General features: G+C 46.7%; 20 protein-coding genes. 13 read left to right on the top strand and 7 right to left on the bottom strand.

Features of this window, described 5'->3' with window-relative positions; translation table 11 throughout:
* Window positions 1-106 precede the first annotated feature (106 nt).
* Window positions 107-1,156 carry a dihydroorotase gene (gene pyrC / locus ACO0KZ_RS12230; RefSeq protein ID WP_422995524.1) on the top strand — a complete coding sequence of 350 codons (1,050 nt, stop codon included), beginning with the start codon at window positions 107-109 and terminating at the stop codon, window positions 1,154-1,156.
* 8 nt (window positions 1,157-1,164) lie between these two features.
* Window positions 1,165-1,965, top strand: coding sequence for a DUF3025 domain-containing protein (locus ACO0KZ_RS12235; protein ID WP_422995526.1), 801 nt, complete (start codon window positions 1,165-1,167; stop codon window positions 1,963-1,965).
* 114 nt (window positions 1,966-2,079) lie between these two features.
* Here the strand turns inward: ACO0KZ_RS12235 and ACO0KZ_RS12240 are convergent, their stop codons facing one another.
* The 5 genes from ACO0KZ_RS12240 to ACO0KZ_RS12260 all read right to left on the bottom strand — a co-directional run bounded on the left by ACO0KZ_RS12240 (window position 2,080) and on the right by ACO0KZ_RS12260 (window position 5,270).
* The gene (locus ACO0KZ_RS12240; RefSeq protein ID WP_422995528.1) at window positions 2,080-2,325 is read right to left on the bottom strand and encodes a YdcH family protein; all 246 of its coding nucleotides are present in this window, start codon (window positions 2,323-2,325) and stop codon (window positions 2,080-2,082) included.
* Between the two features lie 98 nt (window positions 2,326-2,423).
* Window positions 2,424-3,284, bottom strand: coding sequence for a MurR/RpiR family transcriptional regulator (locus tag ACO0KZ_RS12245; RefSeq protein WP_422995530.1), 861 nt, complete (start codon window positions 3,282-3,284; stop codon window positions 2,424-2,426).
* Between the two features lie 302 nt (window positions 3,285-3,586).
* Window positions 3,587-4,039 (bottom strand): DUF2147 domain-containing protein, encoded by a 453-nt coding sequence (locus ACO0KZ_RS12250; RefSeq protein WP_422995532.1) that lies wholly within the window; start codon window positions 4,037-4,039, stop codon window positions 3,587-3,589.
* Window positions 4,040-4,441: 402 nt separating this feature from the next.
* Window positions 4,442-4,675 (bottom strand): hypothetical protein, encoded by a 234-nt coding sequence (locus tag ACO0KZ_RS12255; protein WP_422995534.1) that lies wholly within the window; start codon window positions 4,673-4,675, stop codon window positions 4,442-4,444.
* 214 nt (window positions 4,676-4,889) lie between these two features.
* The gene (locus ACO0KZ_RS12260) at window positions 4,890-5,270 is read right to left on the bottom strand and encodes an ArsR/SmtB family transcription factor (RefSeq protein WP_422995536.1); all 381 of its coding nucleotides are present in this window, start codon (window positions 5,268-5,270) and stop codon (window positions 4,890-4,892) included.
* A 359-nt stretch (window positions 5,271-5,629) separates the two neighbouring features.
* On the opposite strand from ACO0KZ_RS12260, the gene ACO0KZ_RS12265 reads away from it, so the two are divergent.
* The 8 genes from ACO0KZ_RS12265 to ACO0KZ_RS12300 all read left to right on the top strand — a co-directional run bounded on the left by ACO0KZ_RS12265 (window position 5,630) and on the right by ACO0KZ_RS12300 (window position 10,285).
* Window positions 5,630-5,944, top strand: a complete 315-nt coding sequence (locus ACO0KZ_RS12265) for a hypothetical protein (RefSeq protein WP_422995538.1) — start codon at window positions 5,630-5,632, stop codon at window positions 5,942-5,944.
* A gap of 150 nt (window positions 5,945-6,094) precedes the next feature.
* Window positions 6,095-6,349, top strand: a complete 255-nt coding sequence (locus ACO0KZ_RS12270; protein ID WP_422995540.1) for a hypothetical protein — start codon at window positions 6,095-6,097, stop codon at window positions 6,347-6,349.
* Window positions 6,350-6,761: 412 nt separating this feature from the next.
* Window positions 6,762-7,064 (top strand): hypothetical protein, encoded by a 303-nt coding sequence (locus tag ACO0KZ_RS12275; RefSeq protein ID WP_422995542.1) that lies wholly within the window; start codon window positions 6,762-6,764, stop codon window positions 7,062-7,064.
* A 105-nt stretch (window positions 7,065-7,169) separates the two neighbouring features.
* Window positions 7,170-7,688, top strand: coding sequence for a VOC family protein (locus ACO0KZ_RS12280; RefSeq protein ID WP_422995544.1), 519 nt, complete (start codon window positions 7,170-7,172; stop codon window positions 7,686-7,688).
* A 116-nt stretch (window positions 7,689-7,804) separates the two neighbouring features.
* On the top strand, window positions 7,805-8,656 hold the full coding sequence (locus tag ACO0KZ_RS12285) for an alpha/beta hydrolase family protein (RefSeq protein WP_422995546.1): 852 nt from the start codon (window positions 7,805-7,807) through the stop codon (window positions 8,654-8,656).
* Window positions 8,657-9,093: 437 nt separating this feature from the next.
* Complete coding sequence (locus tag ACO0KZ_RS12290) at window positions 9,094-9,402, top strand: 50S ribosome-binding protein YggL (RefSeq protein WP_422995548.1); 309 nt, start codon at window positions 9,094-9,096, stop codon at window positions 9,400-9,402.
* Window positions 9,403-9,558: 156 nt separating this feature from the next.
* Window positions 9,559-9,942 (top strand): DUF4279 domain-containing protein, encoded by a 384-nt coding sequence (locus ACO0KZ_RS12295; RefSeq protein ID WP_422995551.1) that lies wholly within the window; start codon window positions 9,559-9,561, stop codon window positions 9,940-9,942.
* The gene (locus tag ACO0KZ_RS12300) at window positions 9,935-10,285 is read left to right on the top strand and encodes a YciI family protein (RefSeq protein WP_422995553.1); all 351 of its coding nucleotides are present in this window, start codon (window positions 9,935-9,937) and stop codon (window positions 10,283-10,285) included. The genes ACO0KZ_RS12295 and ACO0KZ_RS12300 overlap by 8 nt, the downstream gene beginning before the upstream one ends.
* 55 nt (window positions 10,286-10,340) lie before the next feature.
* Here the strand turns inward: ACO0KZ_RS12300 and ACO0KZ_RS12305 are convergent, their stop codons facing one another.
* Window positions 10,341-10,877: a DUF2058 domain-containing protein gene (locus tag ACO0KZ_RS12305; RefSeq protein WP_422995555.1), complete on the bottom strand. Its 537-nt coding sequence runs from the start codon at window positions 10,875-10,877 to the stop codon at window positions 10,341-10,343.
* A gap of 362 nt (window positions 10,878-11,239) precedes the next feature.
* Between ACO0KZ_RS12305 and ACO0KZ_RS12310 the strand changes: the two genes are divergently transcribed.
* The 3 genes from ACO0KZ_RS12310 to ACO0KZ_RS12320 all read left to right on the top strand — a co-directional run bounded on the left by ACO0KZ_RS12310 (window position 11,240) and on the right by ACO0KZ_RS12320 (window position 14,071).
* Complete coding sequence (locus ACO0KZ_RS12310; protein ID WP_422995557.1) at window positions 11,240-12,325, top strand: potassium channel family protein; 1,086 nt, start codon at window positions 11,240-11,242, stop codon at window positions 12,323-12,325.
* Between the two features lie 20 nt (window positions 12,326-12,345).
* Complete coding sequence (locus tag ACO0KZ_RS12315) at window positions 12,346-13,020, top strand: tetratricopeptide repeat protein (RefSeq protein ID WP_422995559.1); 675 nt, start codon at window positions 12,346-12,348, stop codon at window positions 13,018-13,020.
* Between the two features lie 136 nt (window positions 13,021-13,156).
* The gene (locus ACO0KZ_RS12320) at window positions 13,157-14,071 is read left to right on the top strand and encodes a hypothetical protein (RefSeq protein WP_422995561.1); all 915 of its coding nucleotides are present in this window, start codon (window positions 13,157-13,159) and stop codon (window positions 14,069-14,071) included.
* Window positions 14,072-14,347: 276 nt separating this feature from the next.
* Here the strand turns inward: ACO0KZ_RS12320 and ACO0KZ_RS12325 are convergent, their stop codons facing one another.
* Complete coding sequence (locus tag ACO0KZ_RS12325; RefSeq protein WP_422995563.1) at window positions 14,348-14,851, bottom strand: hypothetical protein; 504 nt, start codon at window positions 14,849-14,851, stop codon at window positions 14,348-14,350.
* Window positions 14,852-14,954 lie beyond the last annotated feature (103 nt).

The raw sequence follows: 14,954 nt of genomic DNA on the forward strand, positions 1-14,954 counted from the left end.
TTTCAATGAGTGGAAAACGCTCAGTCGGGTTCTAAAACGGTAAAATAGAGGCTAATTTGATGTTCCCAGAACAATCATTGCCTCCTCATCGTTTTAGCGAGCTTTTATGACTACCACTTCCATCCAACAACTCACCATCACCCGCCCAGACGACTGGCATCTCCATCTACGTGACGGCGAGGCTTTAAAAACCGTTTTGCCACACACCGCAGCACAATTTTCGCGCGCGATAGTGATGCCGAATTTGAAGCCGCCCGTGACCACGACGGAATTAGCTGCTGCCTACCGCCAGCGTATTTTGGCAGCTTTGCCTGAAGGCATGTCGTTCCAGCCTTTGATGACTTTGTATTTGACCGATAACACGCCGCCCGATGAAATTCGTCGTGCGAAGGACAGTGGTTTTGTGCATGCGGTGAAATTGTATCCTGCCGGTGCAACAACCAATTCCGATGCGGGTGTGACGGATTTGCGTAAGTGCTATAAGACGTTGGAAGTGATGCAAGAAGTTGGTATGCCGTTCTTGGTACACGGCGAAGTGACGAGTCCTGAGATCGATTTATTTGATCGTGAAGCGGTGTTTATCGATACGGTGATGAAGCCTTTGCGTGCCGATATGCCAGAACTCAAAGTGGTGTTTGAACACATCACCACCAGCGATGCCGCAGCCTACGTAGCCGAAGCGAGCGGCCCGATCGCGGCGACAATTACTGCGCATCATTTGCTGTACAACCGCAATGAAATTTTCAAAGGCGGTATTCGTCCGCATTATTACTGCTTGCCAGTTTTGAAGCGCGAGACACATCGCCAGGCATTGGTGAAAGCGGCGACATCGGGCAATCCACGTTTTTTCCTCGGCACGGACTCTGCACCTCACGCTAAGGGCGTGAAAGAACACGCTTGCGGTTGCGCTGGTTGTTACACCGCTTTGCATGCGATGGAATTGTATGCGCAGGCCTTTGATCAGGTTGGCGCATTGGATAAATTGGAAGGCTTCGCCAGCTTCTTCGGTCCTGATTTCTATCAATTGCCACGCAATACCGGCAGTATGACTTTGAAACGTGAAAGCTGGACATTGCCAGAGGAGCTTAGTTATCTCGACGGTAGTCTGGTGCCATTGAATGGTGGTGAGACCATCAACTGGAAAGTGTCGGCGTAAATTTTACGATGACGACGTTTTACTCGACCATTGATTGGTCTCGTCCGTGGTTGAAATCGATTCTTCCTGCTGCAGAAACCATACTGGCACAGGAAAATTGGCGCGCTGCTTTGAATCTGGCGGCTAGTTCTCAGGCTTTGCAGAATCAGTCTGGTCTACCGCTGCAATTTATTCTGCAAGAAGAATTGCCCGAAGGCGTTGCTTATGAAGCTCATATCAACGCGACCGGAAAAGTGCCTACGCGTGAAAATCTGCATGATTTTTTTAATGCTTTGGTGTGGCTGAGTTTTCCTCTGGTGAAGCGTCAGCTCAATGCCTTGCAAGCAGCACAAATTGCGAGCTTGGGAATTGGTAAATCACGTGGGCCAGCGCGAGATGCAGCCACCATTTTTGATGAAAATGCGGCGCTCTTGGTATTGGAAAATTCTGCACGTGGACATGAAATCTTGCAATGCTTGCGTGAGCATCAATGGCAACAAGCTTTCATCGATCACCGACGCGATTTTAGCGAAGTGGTACAGGTCTGGAGTTTTGGGCATGCTTTGATGGAAAAGCTGGTGCAGCCATACAAGGCCATCACCGCGCATGCTTGGGTGGTGTGGGTAGAGCCGGATTTTTTCAAACAGGATTTCGGGCAGCAGGCTGCCCAACTTGATCGTCAAGTGAGCGCGCAATTACAGACGCATGCTTTGACGACCGCAGATTACACACCTTTGCCAGTCTTAGGTGTTCCAGGTTGGTGGACTGGGCAAGATCATGATTTTTATGCGGATCAAACCGTGTTTCGCGCAAAGCGTAAAACAACTTAAGCTCACTTTACCAGCACAAAAAAAGGCGAACCGAAGTCCGCCTAAAATTTGCCCTGCCAGATTATTAGCTGTTGAATTTAACAGCTAATTTGTCTAATTCGCTTAATTTATATATTAAGCCGCGTTGCTTTGCAGTATTTGAAACAACTGATCTTTCAAATGGATACGAACTTTTTTCAAAGTCTCTAAGGCTGCGTCGGCCAAATGTTCTACACCGTTTTCTGCACGATTGATCGCTTTGTCAGTATCTGTGTATTCATCGAATAATTTGGCAAAATGGGCATTCGCCATTTTTAAAGTATGAATCGTGTCTTTGAATTCAGGAAATTCAAGTGCCAGCGGATGATGTTCAACTTGCATAAGTACTGCTCCTTTAGAAAATAGATGCTACCAAATCGTATGAGTTGGATGATAGGTCTATTTGTCTAAAGGAGACCTGATTTAGATCAAAGTACGGCTTACTTTTTACCGTGATGCAACCAAGGTAGCATCAACTCGGTTGTTTCTGCGGCGATGTCGACGGAAGACTCAGCTTGATTGGCTACCGCAGCGCAGATCGCTTCTATCAAACAGAGGACAATCCCTTCGGAGTTGAACTGGGGCTTGGTTTGCGCGTATAAGGTGACGTTCGCAATGGACGCGACTGGTGAGCTTGGGCGGTCGGTCAACGCCAGAATCGGCACTTGACGTTTTTTTGCTTGCCCCACTAAGGTGACCACGTCGCTGGAATAGCGAGGAAAAGAAATCGCAATCACCAAATCACGTTCGGTAAATTTGTATAAGGTACGCGAGACCTGGGCTGGTCCGCCCGTGCCGACATTGGCCTGTACGCTGTCGCAATAATTGGTGAGTGCGTGACACATAATGCCGCCCAGATAGGCGCTGGCGCCGTAGCCTATGATGTAAATGCGCTCAGCATCTAAGATCATTTGTACCGCACGATTGCAAACATCAGGACGGAATTCGCGACGAGTGGCTTCGAGATTGGCAATGTCATCTGAAAGCGATCGGTTGATCACCTCGGTGCCACTTGATGCACGGCCAATTTCAGAGCGCAAGCCCTCTATCGGCGCCAACATGGTCTCGAAACCAGAGACGAGTTCGGCACGAAATTGTGGATAGCCGTCAAAACCTAATGCCCGTGCAAAACGGTTTGCTGTCGCATTTGAAATGCCGACGGCGTCTGCCAATTCATCGATGGACATGGTGGCTGCCCTAAACGAGTTAGCGACGACGTAGTCTGCGGTAATTTTATGTGATTTGGAAAGTGCGCTGTAGTGTTGACCTATGCGCTCGTTGATAGACCCCCCCTGGGTCATTTTTCTCTTTGGACTCATTATAATTTTAGTGATCGTGCTGTCTTTTTTATGGCCTAAGATCTGCGTCATTTTGGCTGCAATTGATGGATAGTTTTTATGTGACTATCTAATAAGAGCAAAAATACCACAGGAATACCGCACTATCAATGATTGAGGCAAATTCTTACGAATAGACTGTCTCATGCGTGCTCATACCATCCATTTGCGTCGATGTGTTCTGGATTATTTAGGGTGGCTTAGTATGAAAAATGGCAGCCTAAGCTGCCATTTGGAATCGTTTGGAGCGATTTCGATTGATACGTTTAGTCTTCTCGCACCCAAATTTGTGTGCGACCAAACATCGGCATACCGATATAACCACGAACCTCTAATTTTTTATTATTTTCTATTAATTTCAGTTTACTGCTGTAGAGTTTGCCATTGGCTGGATCAAGGATTTTGCCGCCACTGTATTCATCGCCATCTTTCTTTATATTGAAAAGGATGGTCAGGCCAATAAAAGGTTGGTCTTTATTACTGCCGTCACATTTGTCACATTTAGGATTTTGATCTTGATCGGCTTCGCGAAATAATTTTTCGATTTTTCCTTGAAATTCGCCGCCAGTTTCGCTGATGCGTACCAAGGATTTTACTTTGCCTGTTTTGTCGTCTATGGTTTTCCATAGACCTGCAGGTGAGCTCTGGGCTGCAGCCATTTGGGCTGCGAGCAGGCTCAGTATGATGAAACCAGATTTGATCAGTCCAGATTTATTCATGTTGTCTCCGAGTTTTATAAAGTTGGAAAAGCTGCTCTTGAATTGTACGTGCTGTTTCTGAGGCAACCCGTAAATTTACTAGAGCGAGAACTTTAAAAGATCTAATTACAACAGTTATTTTCCCTAAACTTTTCTTTGCTGCATGTTTTGGTGCCACGCATTTTTTACGCGGCGGGTGAGTCGCACGCTAGACACTTGAGAGACTGAGGATGCTAGATCGAGTTGTGGACATAACTCCATCTCCCGCAGGCGGGAGAGGGTTGGGGTGAGGGCGGTCGATATAGCGAAAGCGCAATTGACTTCTAGAGATCCAAAACACAAACTCAAAAGTAGTGCGCTAAGCCACCATGTTTATCCTCAATCATTTTCCAACACGGTCTCCAACTTATCAAAGGAGCCGGTTCAGCCCATCGTCATACCGCTGCGTGCTTTCATAAATACGTCCAACTCCTCAGCGGCGAACGCACCGTGCTGTTCCCATGTCACCGTCACGCGGCTGCGATTGGGGCCTTGTTCGTTGAATTGCGCCGTGGTCAGCATGGTCTCTGGCCAAGTTGGTGCCATGGGGTGACGAGAGATGTTTTCGTGTTCATCGCAAAACTGCTGCGTGTAGACGAGGCGATTGGGTTTTTCCATTTCAAGTTAGGCGGCGCGACCATACATGTTGACTTTATTCTCGCTACTGCCATTTGTCATCAAATAGAACGAACCGCCACTCACGCCTACCTCTTTGCTGTGTGTAGTCACGGTAAAACCACATGGCCCCCACAGCTGTGCCGCCTGCGCCGGATCAGTCCAAGCATCCTACACCGTGGCTACGGGCGCATCATAAAGAAGCACGAGGTGGATTTCATTTGCATGCGTTTGTGCTTATGGATTTTTGGGCATGCTTTTCACCTTTCTTTTCGGCAGTAATAGTTTGTAGATAGAGGTCGAGGCGATCAAAACTTGCCTCCCAAAACGCGCGATATTGATCCACCCAATCCGCCGCCAGCTTTAAGTTTTCACCATTGAGCTTACAAGGGCGACATTGTGCGTCGCGCGTTTTGGTAATCAGACCAGCAGCCTCGAGCACCTTGAGATGTTTGGTAACAGCAGGCTGGCTCATGTCATTCAGAAATGGTCGCGCCAAATCTGACACGTTCACCTCGCCTTGAGAAAGTTGCGCCAAGATAGCTCGGCGCGTAGGATCGGCTAATGCCGAAAACCTTAAGCTCAGTTGATCTTGCATAAAGTACCGATTGGTCAATTAACCGAATGGTTTAAAACAAGTTTGAGTTTCCGGAGGCGTCAAGAAATTTTTGAGGCGCAAAGTTTTGAGGGCAATGAAGTGAACAAGTCAATGCATACGTTCATAAGGTTTCGTAGAGCGATAACCTACCTTGTTTTGTAATCGTGTGATTTCCTATATAGCCGAGATGTGTTGAAAACATCTTGCCCGTATTCGTTTTTGATGATCTTGAATATCTCTCATAGTCTGGTTTTATGTATTTGATTTATTTACACTTTCCTTTATGATCCTTGTTATTGTTAAATCAAGTCGATCAGATTAATTTTCGATCTTGTTCGTTTAAATTAGAGTTAGCGCCCATGAGTCGTCCTTGGTCAAGGAAGTATTTGTATGCAACGTTGCCAGTTGTTCTGCCAGCGATTTGCTGGCAATTTGCAGAGTTGCTTGCGGAGTTGAATGGATGCTCCATAGGATTTAAAACGATGGGTCCCTGCCAATTTTCGAATACAAAAATGGACATAAGTACCGCGCTTTGGGTCTTGCGCTACGGTGGGTGGACTCTAACTTCTATAGGTGCCTTTATTTCGATGACAGCACTGATTTATGTGTTGATATCCCATATGGAAGTGGGCTTTATGACCGTAAAGAAATGGTTGAGTCAGAGAGGTAACTAAGAAATATCGAGTTTAGACTTTTTCGATTCGGTGTCGCTAACAAGATAGTCGAAGGTGAAGCCTTGAAATCTTTCCTATTTTTATTAGTCTGTATCTCGCGGCTCAACTTGCTTTTGCGAAGGGCACACAAATCCCCATATGCGAAGGGTCTTGTTCCTCCTGCTACTAATTGCGAATTCTTTGGCGGCGTTTGCCGTTACCAAATACGAGCGCAAAGAATGGCTTGATGCGCTTCGCCCCGAAGCAACTCGTCTCGCTGGGCAACCTATACGGTTCCGCGTTGATAAACTTAACCTGGAAGGCGACTGGGCATTAATCGTTGGTTCTCTCATGGCGGCAGAAGGACACATCATGGATTGGAGTAAGGCCAAGGGCTGCTATCCGACTTTAGATAAAATGCTTTAGATAGTCGCGAAAAAGGAAAAAGTAGGCTGGAAGACGAAAGAAATCTTCATTTGCTCGCCCGAACCGCCTTATTGGTATTTGATTCCGAAGAAAGCATTTAAGCGTCCTTGTGGAATTTATGCGGGCCTGGAAATATCTGCCGCTACCACCACGGGGATTGATGACGACACTACCGTTGAACAGCAATGTAAAGCTTACATCGCATCAAAGCGTCGAGCTTTGTGGTGATGCACTTATCGCATAGGAACTTCTCCAATGCGCTGCAGGTGCGATTAGCGTAGCGTAATCGCACCTACGAGCTGATTTCTGTATTTGTTTTATTGAGGCTGTCCTTTATGATCCTTGCTATTGATAAATCAAGTCGGTCGAGTTAAGTTTCAATCTTGTCCGTTTAAATTAGAGTTAGAACTGAATGAACATTTTCCTCAAAGCGCTTCTTGTGACGTTCGTTCTTTTCGTTGGAGGCTTCTTTGTGGTTCCGTACTTCTATTTTGTTTACCCGATCGACTCTTTTTGTAAGGGTATAAAGGACGGCGACAATCGCGAGGAAATTGCGGCTCTCGCTCAATCCAAAGGATTTTTTCCCAAAGTGTGGCAAGGCACAGACACCATCTGGATCTTTAACCATGACCAAGGTACGATGTTTCGACTGGCGTGCTCAGTGGATTTTAAGGACGGGAAAGTGTCAAAAAAAGAGGTTGTGGATGCAGATTGACCTTCTAACTTGTAGTTCGACACCAACGTACAAGTGCGTAGGTTGACGTGGACATTGGGCATTAAGCGGCATTAGACACCAAGACTCTGAGGAAGTTAGGACGACATGAACCAAGCGAAATTTCAAATGGGACGCCTTGATCACGTTCACATCCGCGTGCCTGATCGAGAAGCGGCAGCACAATGGTACGCAGAACATCTAGGCTTTCAACCCGTCAAAAAATACGAATTCTGGGCAAAGGGCTTTGAAGGCGGACCACTTCAGATATCTGCAGATGGTGGTAAGACCATGCTCGCGCTTTTTGAAGCTAGTGAAGGGCATCCAATGATTCCTCAAATAACGGGAATTGCCTTCAGCAGCGATGCGGAAAACTTCATGATTTTCGCACGATCGCTCCCTAATGGAATTGCCAAGCCATCAGGGCAACCACTTCATATCGATGACATTGTCGACTTCGACATGTGTTGGGCCTACGATTTCGTCGATCCTTGGGGTAATAGTTTCGAGCTTAACTGCTACGAGTATGAACGTATCAAGACAGATTTAATCGATGCGGATAGCGTCAACCCATTGCGGTACTGGCCTAGCGATCTGTACGAGCGATACAAGGATGAAAACGTTTAGAATAGGCAATTGATGCCTTACAAAACATTCCGGCGGAGCGTCAAAAAAAACTGCGATTTTTGCTGCGCGCTGAATTCCGATGATGTGCATCAAATCAATACGTACAGGAGGTTTGAATGAACAAGCAAATTGGATGTTTTTCAATCGGTATACTTGTTTCGATTTTTTCATTTGGTGTGGCGGCTAAAGACGCGGTGTCACTTGTGCGACAAGATCAGAAAACTGTTCCAGTGATAAGCTACGCGCCAAAAAGCGCTGTTTGCCATGGTATTGCCATCATTTCGCCTGGGGCGGGAGGGTCTGAAAACGGATACGAATATCTTGGCGAAGCTATGTCATCCCTAGGATATTTGGCTCTTGTTGTAGGCCATCAGGAAAGTGGTCGTAGTGCCTTACGCAAGCACATGCAAGGCAAGGGATTACGAGACGGCTTGTCAGATTTGATAATAGACCCCCAAGCTTATCGCGGAAGGTTCATGGATATTGCGGCGACCAAAGCTTGGGCGCAATCGCGGTGCACCGGGTCTGATTCCGTGTTGATAGGGCATTCAATGGGGGCAGCAACCACGATGATAGAAGCAGGTGCGCTGAACAAGCTCGGCGTAAGTGGCTCTAACTCATTCAACATATATATTGCATTGTCTCCGCAAGGAGCGGGTTCGATATTCCCCCAAAACGCTTGGTCAACTATACATCATCCAGTACTGACACTGACAGGAACACGTGACGACGAACTTGGCGGCGCATCATGGGATACGCGCACTGAACCTTATATGAACATGCCAATAGCTTGTAAATGGTTGGGTATTATCGATGGTGCAACGCACATGAATCTTGCGGGCAAAGGCATGTCGCGGACCACAGAAAAACTGATAGTAGAAACCATCACTTCTTTTATAGATGGCATTCATCGTGGAGATTGCACGAAGACAATTCAAAAACCTGACATAGAAATTAAGTCAAAGTGAGATGCACAACAAGTCGCTCAAACTGGTTCGCAACGTTTTAGGTGCGATTCGCGTAGCGCAATCGCCCACAAGAAATAAGAAACGAATGTATGAATCAGGATTTTTTGATGAATGTTTTGTGTTGTCTGTGATTACAAAACGTCAGTTTAATCGAACACAAAAAATTGGAAGACATCCGTGCGATTACGCTGCGCTAATCGCACCTACTAGTTGATTTTATGTATTGGATTTACCTAGACCTTCATTTATGATTCTTTTTATTTATAAATTAAGTTGGTCGGGTTTAGTTTTAATCTTGTCCGTTTAACTTAGAGTTAGATTGAATCCAATCCGTCCTGCGTCGACAGACTCTCTTTTGCTGAAATCGCGACAATTTGAAGGAACACATCGAAGTGAAATTTAATCCTCCTAAGTCTAGAAATCGTAGCCGACGCCAAATGAAAAAACTTAGGATCTGTGAATTCAGAGAGTTGGTATTCTCGGTATCAATGGAATTGCAATGTGCTCCTACTCACGAGATACTGGATGTGTTTTTTTCAGCGTTTCTGGAACAATTAATCGAATCTCGCGGTCTCTATTATGGTGGTGGCGTGGACTTGGGTTTTGTATACCGTGCGCATGGATCTGCAACCGATGAAGATCGAGCAGCGGTATCTGAATGGCTTTCAGCTAGAGCGGAGATAAAGACTGTCATCGTCAGTCCTTTGCAGGACGGTTGGCACGATGGCGCTCAATATGTGCACTAACAAGGCTATCGACGTGGGAGTCGCCAATGATGACTTCGCGTCTATTTCCAATCTCGGCGGCGACCCCGTCAAATTTGCGTTAGACATCAGATGACGTTCTTCCCGTATAACACAGATTACGAAACATGCTCCTACACTCACGTGTGGTTGCGCGTGATGCATGACACCAAGGAACCAGGGAATGTATCGCAGATTTTGGCTCTGGAGCCTACGTCTTCTCATATCGTCGGAACTCGTATTTCTGAAAGATCAGATCGAATTCGTCGCTCTTCTGGCTGGTTCCTAGAATCCGCTGGACATGTGGAGAGCCGTGACGCAAGGCACCACTTAGATTGGCTTCTTGAAAAAATTACTGGAAAAGAGCTAGCTTTTGCGGAGTTGCGTAATTATGGGTACGAAATAGATATTTGCTGTCGCTGGGATTCAAAATCGGGGCACGGAGGTCCGACGCTAAATCCCAAACAAATGTCAGTACTTAGTAGTCTTGGCATTGAACTGTGGTTCGATATTTATTTTGACTGTGAGGACTCTGATGTCTAGCAGTTGGTCGATCGGACTGGCCCTAATCTCGAAAGGTAAGCAGCACATGCTCTTTGCAATTTTCTTTACTGACAAGCCGGATCTCAGCCACGTCCGTGCTGCGAATCTTCAAGCGCACATTGAATGGCTGGAGAAGAATAAAGAATTCATTCCCGTTGGAGGCTCTTTGCGATCTGAGCCGCAAGCTGCGCCCAAGGGTGGCCTTTGGATCGCCCAAGCTGAATCGAAAGCCCAGCTGGAAGCGCTCATTCAGACAGATCCTTTCTTCGTTGCGGGTTTACGCCAGAGCTACGAGATTCTACACTGGTCAAAAGCAAATCCCGAACGTCAGGCGCTAATTTGATGCTGAGAAAAAGGTGCTATTACGCTGTGCTAATACAACTAAGCGCAGCTACGCGTTACCAAGTAAAGTCATCTGGAATTTGGTAGGCGGCATACGGATCATCTTCATCAACTTCGTTGGACGTTTTCTTTACTCGCACCACTAGCGAAGCATCGCGTTCCTCGATTTTTTCTGCGATAACTCGGGGCAGTAATTCCGTTTTTCCATCCACACAAACGATCATGAGTCGGCCAGCAATCAGATGTTTTTGCACTTCTGCCGATACATAGATCTTGTCGATCTTGGTGCCATGGGTGTAGTAATAAGCGATGTCGCCATTGCCTTTGCTTTGTCGATTGTTCTGCACCATTTGCACAATTTGTGCAAACACGGCTTTTTGAGCAGCGGCCGCATCACGCTGTGCATTGAGCTCACGCGCGCGCTCGGCATTTTTTCTTTGCACCTCAAGCGCAGCCAAACGCGCTTCATCCACGCTTTCACTACCTGTACGGCGCTCGACCTTTTTCTGTTTAGTTTTATCCTGGTGCACTTTCTTGGCTTTGTTCTTATCGACTAAACCCGCTTTTAAAAATTGATCTTGCAATGAAGCCATAGTACTTTTCCATAAAATAAGTGTCGCTGACCCAAGACAAAAATTGTGGATCAATTATAAGCCGCAAGCATAGCAAAATTTCTTATTCTGCGCCCTATCTCAGTGCGATGCGAGTTTTCGCCTTCTCGGAACGTCCTCGTGAGCTCGTGAACATGTGACTCTGCAATTCAGGATCGATCAAATAAAGGAACCAATCTTTTGTGTTTGTAGGCAGACTCTCTTTGATCAAGGTCAAACTGGTGCCAAAAAACTTAAAACTTGAATCACAAAAAAGCGACAGATGGCGCTTACCTGCATAAATGTCGACGGCGAAAAATCGCCTAAGGCTACAATGCTGTTTATAGAAAAAATCAGTGCTAGCTATGCAGACTCCAGAAAACACGAATCCGGCTTCGATGTCGACTTTGCAGCCACGCTCGGTGAGCGAGAACGCGCAGCTGATGCGTATTTTGGCGCGTATTGGTTGGGCGACTTTGATTCTTCTGGCTTTGATTGGCATCGGCGTTGTTGGCTTCTACCTGATTAGCGACAAAACCAGCTGGGAGAATGCGATCTATATGACGCTGATCACGATCTCCACGGTTGGTTATGGTGAAGGCGTGCCACTCACATCATTCGGTGCCAAGGTGTTTGCTGGCGTGATGAGTATTGCAGGCTTGGGTGTCCTGACCTTTTTATTCACTAGTTTGACTGTTTTTTTTCTTGAGAAAGATCTGGATTATTCCCTGCGGAGACGACGAATGGAAAAACGTATTAAACAATTGCGACAGCATTTTATCGTCTGCGGCTTTGGGCGGGTCGGTCGTAATGTGGCACATGAGTTGCAAAAGACAGGGCGCCAGCTCGTCGCTATTGATCCTGAACAAACTCACTTCGACGAATTCTTAGATAAGTTTCCCAACCTGCTGTATTTGCATGGCGATGCGTCTGACGACGATCTTTTGCTTGGTGCGGACATCACCGATGCGCGCGGCTTGTTTGCTGTGACGGGTGATGATTCACGTAATCTGATGATCATCATTACTGCCAAGCAGCTGAATCCACAATTGCGTATTGTGGCGCGTTCACATGAGCTGCGTAATGTGGAAAAGATGCGTAAGGCGGGTGCTGATGAAGTGATTTGCCCCGACTTTACCGGCGGCATGCGTATGGCGTCTGCGATGGTACGACCACATGTGGTGAGTTTTTTGGATGAGATGTTGAAATCCGAAAAAAATCTGCGGGTTGAGGAGGTCGCGACACCGCACAATTTCCCTGCCACGCCGATGGGTATGCTGCGGCTTCGTAGCCCGGACTATATTTTGATTGCGGTGCGCGCTGACAATGGCTGGACCTTTAATCCTGATGACGACTACCTGCTACGCGCTGGCGATGTGATTGTGGCGATGACCAGCACCGAAGGACGCGCCGAGATTGAACGTCATCTGTTGGATATGATTCGAACCTAACTGGGAAGCGAGAGGCAATTATGAAATTGTTTGTGAAAGTATTGCTGAGTGTGGTTTTTAGCACCTTGAGTCTGCTTGCTCACGCCGATGATTTTTCGGATGGCGTGGCATTGTATGAGCAGCAGAATTTTCCGGCCGCTGCCGCTGCGTTTAGGAAGGCTGCAGACCAAGGCAAGTCCGATGCACAGTTTAATCTTGGCTTAATGTATTTAAAGGGTGAAGGTGTCGCGCAGAATTACGTCGAGGCGAAAGCGCTGTTCGAAAAGGCAGCCTCACAGAATAATGTCCGGGCTCAAGTCAATCTCGCCCGAATGTACGCAAAAGCCAAGGGGGGCGCCCCCAATTACGGTATGGCTGTCTATTGGTTCAACAAGGCAGTGGAACTTGGGTATGCGGACGCACAGTATAGCTTGGGAGTTTTATATGTGAGTGGGATTGGCGTTTCACGTGACTATGACAAAGCACATGATCTTTTTTTAAAGGCAGCGCAACAAAAGAACGCTAGTGCGCAATATCAATTAGGACTAATGTACTTCAAAGGAAAAGGTGTTGCGATCGATAGAGTTGAGGCTATGAAATGGTTTATTCTTGCAGGCGAGTATGACGACGCCGTGACGTATCGTCGCTATGCCGAGTCGCAAATGAATCCGAAAGAAGTTGAGGAAGCTAAGGCCGAGGCGGCAAAAGCGCAGTGATTGCTTGGTTATCTACCGTGGTTATGTGAGCACTTGAAGTTATGAAAGGCGGGTAGAATGCTCGATCAACTATATACATAGAATAGGCGGTGCGTGTTTTACCCGCTCGACAAGGCTTCAATAGAAAGTAGGAACCATGAAACTCTCATCAAAGATACATCGTTTCTTGCTCATCTTAGTATGCATAATTGGCCTTAATCAGCTTGCTCAAGCCGATGAGTTCGACTATGTGCGTGTATCAGAGGCACTATTCCCGGAATCGCGAACTTGGTTGAATATTGGGCGAGCGCCCACACTACCAGCGTCGCAATTTCAACAAGTAAAGAATAAGCTAAAGCAGAGTTACCTCGCGGCGATTTCGACGTCTGATCCATTTGAAGGACAGGATTGCTCATTCATTCAGCGCTCACTAGAGCCAAGTGAAATCAAGTCGTTTTACCTCCTTGATATCGACCATGATGGCATAGTCGATATTGTTTATATCGGTAGCGCTCAGTGTGCAGAAGGTGGTGCGACTGTCATTTGGTATGGCACTCAGAATGGTTTTGCAGTGCGCTCGCCAGCAGTTTTCCCCTTACGCTTGCTGCGTGTTTCATCTGACGGAGGACGTGCACTTAGTGTGAGTGAGGGATGTTGCGGAGATCCGGTTGATAAGTATCATACCGGTAGTCTATCCAACTTACGTGACGGCGACACCATTCCGTTTCTGCATGACACGGTACTTCCAAGAAGCAGCCTCGATCGATCTTTCCATTTTGTGGCGAGGCGAGAAGTGAAGCTGCGTTTAGCCCCAAAGATAAACGATCAATATGATCAAGGCTTGAGTGAATTCTTAAACCGAGCTGCGTTCGGTAACGTGCTACGAAGCTATTTGAAAAATAGTAAGGGTGTAGCACTTGCCAGTGTCGTTGAGTATGGGCAAAAGTGGTACTTCGTGGTCATGGCAGCGGAGAGTAATGCTCTGGCATCGCACGATCCCTACCTTGGCGTACGTGCAGGGTGGCTGTTGGCGAGCGAAGTCAATGTGCTTGGTCATCATGAACGTTTGTAACTAAATCGCATGGTGGGTGCGATAGCAAGTAGGTTGAGCTGCTAAGCACAACATCTATACCTCGCTTGAAAAAGTGGTCATGTAGAGGGGGGGGGGGCTCAAACCGCGCTGTAGATCGCTCTATCAACCACGTACACAGAGGCTAAGCAGCGAAGGGTGTACCCGCCTTATATGGCTGAAGGTGCAATTAGCGTAACGTAATCGCGCACATGAAGTAGTGAATGGATTTAAGAATCAGGACGCACCTACGCGCAAAGCTGTGTGTGGCTAGGACAGCTAATTTGATTTTCCCCTGCTTTTATTTCGCAACACCTCTATCGGCATATCGCCAAGACTAGAAATTCGTTCGCCTGAATATGTAAAGGAGCTAACCATGGTTGCTGGTGAACCAGTGAAAAATATCAACATATTCTCCGCGTATGACTTATCCACTTCAGGTGCGTTGGGATTTCTTGGATACTCATCGCCAATTTTGTAGTAGACGGTCGTATTCGGGTCTTTCTTTATAAATTCTTTGACGACGGCGGCATACTTTCCATTCGGTAGTTTTTCATGCTTCGCAAGGGCAATGACACTTGCTCGATTGATTTGCTCTTCAGGACTAAGTTCATGAAAAGGAATTTCTTTCACAACTTTAATGTGCTCACCATTTTCTGATACAGGTGTGTTGTTAGTCCACTTCATGTTCGTAAAGAGGAGAAATCCTAGATAACTCAACACCAAGAATGCAACCGAAAACCCCGCTCCAAATATTAATCCATCTTTGAATTTTCTAAGCATTTCAATAGTCCTTGATATTTAGCTATGTAGGGTGGGCACGTTTTTGTGCCCACGCGGAGGTCTATTTTATTTTTCACCTTCATCGACCGTGGGCACGATGAAG

The organism is Undibacterium sp. Di24W, assembly GCF_049340325.1.
Lineage (GTDB): Bacteria > Pseudomonadota > Gammaproteobacteria > Burkholderiales > Burkholderiaceae_D > Undibacterium.

Bases quoted from the DNA above. Each gene is read 5' to 3' on its own strand.
- ACO0KZ_RS12300 (WP_422995553.1), top strand. From the start codon at position 9,935: ATGTCTAGCAGTTGGTCGATCGGACTGGCCCTAATCTCGAAAGGTAAG.
- pyrC (WP_422995524.1), top strand. From the start codon at position 107: ATGACTACCACTTCCATCCAACAACTCACCATCACCCGCCCAGACGAC.
- ACO0KZ_RS12295 (WP_422995551.1), top strand. From the start codon at position 9,559: ATGCATGACACCAAGGAACCAGGGAATGTATCGCAGATTTTGGCTCTG.
- ACO0KZ_RS12315 (WP_422995559.1), top strand. From the start codon at position 12,346: ATGAAATTGTTTGTGAAAGTATTGCTGAGTGTGGTTTTTAGCACCTTG.
- ACO0KZ_RS12285 (WP_422995546.1), top strand. From the start codon at position 7,805: ATGAACAAGCAAATTGGATGTTTTTCAATCGGTATACTTGTTTCGATT.
- ACO0KZ_RS12265 (WP_422995538.1), top strand. From the start codon at position 5,630: ATGAGTCGTCCTTGGTCAAGGAAGTATTTGTATGCAACGTTGCCAGTT.
- ACO0KZ_RS12310 (WP_422995557.1), top strand. From the start codon at position 11,240: ATGCAGACTCCAGAAAACACGAATCCGGCTTCGATGTCGACTTTGCAG.
- ACO0KZ_RS12280 (WP_422995544.1), top strand. From the start codon at position 7,170: ATGAACCAAGCGAAATTTCAAATGGGACGCCTTGATCACGTTCACATC.
- ACO0KZ_RS12235 (WP_422995526.1), top strand. From the start codon at position 1,165: ATGACGACGTTTTACTCGACCATTGATTGGTCTCGTCCGTGGTTGAAA.
- ACO0KZ_RS12275 (WP_422995542.1), top strand. From the start codon at position 6,762: ATGAACATTTTCCTCAAAGCGCTTCTTGTGACGTTCGTTCTTTTCGTT.
- ACO0KZ_RS12245 (WP_422995530.1), bottom strand. From the start codon at position 3,284: ATGACCCAGGGGGGGTCTATCAACGAGCGCATAGGTCAACACTACAGC.
- ACO0KZ_RS12250 (WP_422995532.1), bottom strand. From the start codon at position 4,039: ATGAATAAATCTGGACTGATCAAATCTGGTTTCATCATACTGAGCCTG.
- ACO0KZ_RS12290 (WP_422995548.1), top strand. From the start codon at position 9,094: ATGAAAAAACTTAGGATCTGTGAATTCAGAGAGTTGGTATTCTCGGTA.
- ACO0KZ_RS12325 (WP_422995563.1), bottom strand. From the start codon at position 14,851: ATGCTTAGAAAATTCAAAGATGGATTAATATTTGGAGCGGGGTTTTCG.
- ACO0KZ_RS12320 (WP_422995561.1), top strand. From the start codon at position 13,157: ATGAAACTCTCATCAAAGATACATCGTTTCTTGCTCATCTTAGTATGC.
- ACO0KZ_RS12305 (WP_422995555.1), bottom strand. From the start codon at position 10,877: ATGGCTTCATTGCAAGATCAATTTTTAAAAGCGGGTTTAGTCGATAAG.
- ACO0KZ_RS12255 (WP_422995534.1), bottom strand. From the start codon at position 4,675: ATGGAAAAACCCAATCGCCTCGTCTACACGCAGCAGTTTTGCGATGAA.
- ACO0KZ_RS12240 (WP_422995528.1), bottom strand. From the start codon at position 2,325: ATGCAAGTTGAACATCATCCGCTGGCACTTGAATTTCCTGAATTCAAA.
- ACO0KZ_RS12260 (WP_422995536.1), bottom strand. From the start codon at position 5,270: ATGCAAGATCAACTGAGCTTAAGGTTTTCGGCATTAGCCGATCCTACG.